Raw genomic sequence first — 4375 nt, 5'->3', positions numbered from 1 at the left:
AGGCGGTGTCGAGGTCGGTCAGCAGGGGGCCGGTGGACCATTCGTCGGTGGCGATGTGGTGCAGCAGCACGACCAGCACATGATCGTCGTCCGCCGCGCTCAGCAACGCGGCCCGCAGCGGGATCTCCCGCGCCAGATCGAAGATGTGCCCGCCCGCCGCGACGGCCTCCTCGGCCAACCGGTCCACGGCAACCCGCCGGACCACGAAAGGCACTTGGCGCTCCCCGGGGGCCAGCACCCGCTGGTACGGCTCCCCGTCGATCTCGGTGAACACCGTGCGCAGCACCTCGTGCCGGGCCACCAGGTCAGCGAGGGCGGCTTCCAGCGCCTCCGCGTCGACCGGGCCGCGCAGCCGTACCGCGAGCGGCACGTTGTACGTCGTCCCGGGGCCCTGCACGCTGTCGATCAGCCACAGCCGACGCTGGGCGTACGACAGCGGCAGCAGCGCCGGCCGCTCGGCCGCCCGCGTCAGCGGGGGGCGGCCCGACGCCGTGCGTTCGGTCAGCCGCGCCGCCAGCCCGGCCACCGTCCGCGCCTCGAACAGGTCGCGTACGGCACACTCCACCCCCAGTGCGGCGCGCAGTCGGCTCACCGCGCGCGCGGCCAGCAGCGAGTGCCCGCCGAGCGCGAAGAAGTCGTCCTCCACTCCGACCGACGTCCTCTCCAGCAAGGCGGCGAAGACGGCGGCGATCACCTCCTCACGTGCGGTGCGCGGCGCCCGGGACACGGCCGTCTCCGCCTGCGGCGGTGCGGGCAGGGCGCGGCGGTCGAGCTTGCCGTTGGCCGTCAGCGGCAGGGCGTCCAGCGTCACGAAGGCACCGGGCACCATGTACTCCGGGAGCCGCGCGGCGGCGTGGGCCCGCAGCGCACCGTGGTCCGGGGCCTGGGCACTGCCCGGCACCGGCACGACGTACGCCACCAGTCGCTGACCCTCGCGGACGTGTGCGACGGCTTGTGCGATGCCGGGTGCGTGGGTGAGCGTGGTTTCGATTTCGCCGAGTTCGATGCGTTGGCCGCGGAGTTTGATCTGGTGGTCGGTGCGGCCGAGGTAGGTGAGGGTGCCGTCGGGGTTCCAGCGGGCGAGGTCGCCGGTGCGGTACATGCGGGTGCCGGGGGTGCCGTGGGGGTCGGCGGTGAAGCGTTCGGCGGTGAGGGCGGGTTGGGTGAGGTAGCCGCGGGCGAGTTGGGTGCCTGCGAGGTAGAGCTCGCCGGGGACGCCGACGGGGGCAGGCTGGAGGTGGGGGTCGAGGACGTAGACGCGGGTGTTCCGGACGGGTGTTCCGATGGGTATGGAGTGGTGGCTGTTGTCGGTGGGGCGGGCTGGGGCTCGGGTGACGTCCACGGCGGCCTCGGTGGGGCCGTACAGGTTCTCCAGCGCGATCCGTAGCTCGCCCGCCGAGGCGTGGAAGCGGGCCGCCAGCTCGGTCGGCAGGGCCTCCCCGCTGCACACGACCAGCCGCAGACTCGGGCATGTGCTCAGGTCGGTGTCGGCCAGGAACGCGGCCAGCATCGACGGGACGAAGTGGCAGACGCCGACGGCCTGTTCGCGGATGAGTCCGGCCAGGTAGCGCGGGTCCTTGTGGCCCTCGGACCGTGCGATCACGAGGGTGCTGCCGAAGGCGAGCGGCCAGAACAGCTCCCACACGGAGACGTCGAAGGTGGTGGGTGTCTTGAGCAGGACCCGGTCCGCTGTCGTGAGCCGGTAGGTGTCCTGCATCCACTGGAGGCGGTTGACGATGGCGGCGTGCTCGATCAGTACGCCCTTGGGGCGTCCGGTGGATCCGGAGGTGAACAGTACGTAGGCCGGGTGGGACGGCAGCAGCGGCGCGAGCCGGTCGGCGTCCGTGACCGGGTCCGCCGCCAGCCCTGCCAACTCTTCGGCCACGGACGGCGCGTCGAGCAGTACGGCATCCACTTGGAGCTGTTCGGGCAGTGTGGCGAGTGAGGTCCGGTCCGTGATGACGCACACCGGTGCGGCGGTGTCGGTCATGTAGGTGAGCCGGTCGGCGGGCAGGGCCGGGTCCAGCGGCAGATAGGCACCTCCCGCGCGTACGACGGCATGCAGGGCGACGAGGAGATCCACGGAGCGGGGCAGGGCGACCGCGACGACGGATTCGGGGCCTACGCCCCGGCCGATGAGCAGCCGGGCCAGCCGGTCGACCCGCTCCTCGAAGACTCCCCGGCTGACCGGCGTGCCTTCGTGCACCAGCGCGACGGCCCCGGGCTCGCGGGCGCCGTCCGCCACGAGATCGGCGAGGGTGGCGGGTCCGTCCAGGGCACGAGCGGTGTCGTTCCAGCCGCGCAGCACCTGTTCCCGCTCGTCCGCGTCCAGCAGTTCCAGTCGTGCCAAGGGAGCGTCCGGTGCGGCCACCACCCGCTCCAGCAGCCGCACCAGCCGGGACAGCAGCCGTTCGGCGCCGGAACGCTCGAACAGGTCGAGTGCGTACCGGACTCCGCAGGTCAGCACCGGACTTCCGGCGCCCGGCAGCCGCCGGAAAAGGATCTCCAGGTCGAACTTGGCCGCACCGGCGCGGACCGGGAACTCCGCCGTGTCCGCGCCCAGCAGCCGGCTGTGGTCCGGGCCGCCGCCCTCGTAGGCCACCATCGTCTGGAAGAGGGGGTGGCGGGCCAGCGTGCGGTGCGGGTCGAGGGCCTCCACCATGCGGTCGAAGGGCAGGTCGGCGTGGTCCAGCGCGGCCAGGTCGGTCGCCCGCACCCGGGCCAGCAGGTCCGTGAAGCTCGGGTCGCCGGAGAGGTCGGTGCGGAGCACGAGGGTGTTGACGAAGAAGCCGACGAGGCCGTCCAGCGCGGTGTCGGTGCGTCCGGCGACCGGGGTGCCGAGGGGGATGTCGTCACCGGCGCCGAGCCGGTGCAGCAGGGCGGCGACCGCCGCGTGCACCACCATGAACATGGTCGCCCCGGAGTCCGCCGCGAGCCGTTCCAGCCCGGTCAGCACCTCCTCGGACAGCTCCACGGTCAGGGTGTCGCCCCGGTGGGAGGGGACGGCGGGGCGCGGCCGGTCGGTGGGGAGCGTGAGTTCCTCCGGTGCCCCGGCGAGGGCCTGGCGCCAGTACGCGGTCTGGTGTGCGGCTGGTGAGGCGGTGTCGTCCGGGTCGCCGAGGAGGTCGCGCTGCCAGAGCGCGAAGTCGGCGTACTGGAGGGGTAGTTCGGGGTGGTCGGGGGCGTTGCCGGTGAGTCGGGCTTGGTAGGCGGTGTCGAGGTCGGTCAGCAGGGGGCCGGTGGACCATTCGTCGGTGGCGATGTGGTGCAGCAGCACGACCAGCACATGATCGTCGTCCGCCACGTCGAGCAGCGTCACCCGCAGCGGCAGACCGGCGGTCAGGTCGAAGGTGCCGGTGGCGGCGGTCTCCACCGCCTGCTCCAGATCCGCCGCGGCGACCGCGCGCACCGCGAACGGCACCCGGCACTCCCCGGGGGCCAGCACCCGCTGGTACGGCTCCCCGTCGATCTCGGTGAACACCGTGCGCAGCACCTCGTGCCGGGCCACCACGTCGGCGAGGGCCGCCTCCAGCGCCCGTACGTCGACCGCGCCGCGCAGCCGCAGCGCGACCGGGACGGTGTAGGTGTCGCTCGGGCCCTCCACCTGGTGCAGGAACCACAGCCGGCGCTGCGCGTACGACACCGGCACCGGTGTGGGACGCTCGGTGGTCCGGGACGGCGCCGGACGGGTGGCGGCCGACCGTTCGGCGAGCCGAGCGGCGAGCGATCCGACCGTGCGGGTCTCGAAGACGTCCCGCACCGAGCAGGCGGTGCCCCCGTCGCGGACCAGGGCGGCGACCCGGGTGGCGAGCAGCGAGTGCCCGCCGAGGGCGAAGAAGTCGTCGTCGGCGCCGACGGCGGACACGCCCAGGACCTCGGTGAACACGGCGGCGAGCCGCTCCTCCAGCGGCCCGCGCGGGGGCCGGGAGGGCTCGGCCGCGGCGAGCACCGGGGCGGGGAGCGCGGCGCGGTCCAGCTTGCCGTTGACGTTCGTCGGCAGTACCTCCAGCGGCACGACGGCCGCCGGAACCATGTACTCGGGCAGCTCGGCCGCCAGATCGCGGCGGAGTGCGGCGGGCTCCGCCGTACCGGTCACGTAGGCGACCAGGCGGGGCGCCCCGGGGGTGTCCTCGCGGACCACGACCGCGGCCGCGGCGACACCGGGACGGGCCGTCAACGCCTGCTCGATCTCGCCGAGTTCGATGCGGAAGCCGCGCAGCTTGACCTGGTCGTCGGCGCGTCCGAGGAATTCCAGCAGGCCGTCCGGCCGCCGTCTGGCGAGGTCGCCGGTGCGGTACATGCGGGTGCCGGGCGGGCCGTAGGGGTCGGCGACGAACCGCTCGGCGGTCAGGGCGTGGCGGCCCAGATAGCCGCG

The 4375-nt window shown here is 73.7% G+C and carries 1 protein-coding gene; it reads right to left on the bottom strand.

The window, feature by feature from the left end; translation table 11 throughout:
* The coding region (locus tag B086_RS0131830; protein ID WP_018570487.1) for a non-ribosomal peptide synthetase at positions 1-4375 on the bottom strand (4375 nt) is incomplete at both ends.

It is taken from the genome of Streptomyces sp. PsTaAH-124, assembly GCF_000373685.1.
Lineage (GTDB): Bacteria > Actinomycetota > Actinomycetes > Streptomycetales > Streptomycetaceae > Streptomyces > Streptomyces andamanensis.
The sequence above is the reverse complement of the archived record's forward strand: the minus strand, read 5'-3'. Positions and strand labels throughout refer to the sequence as shown.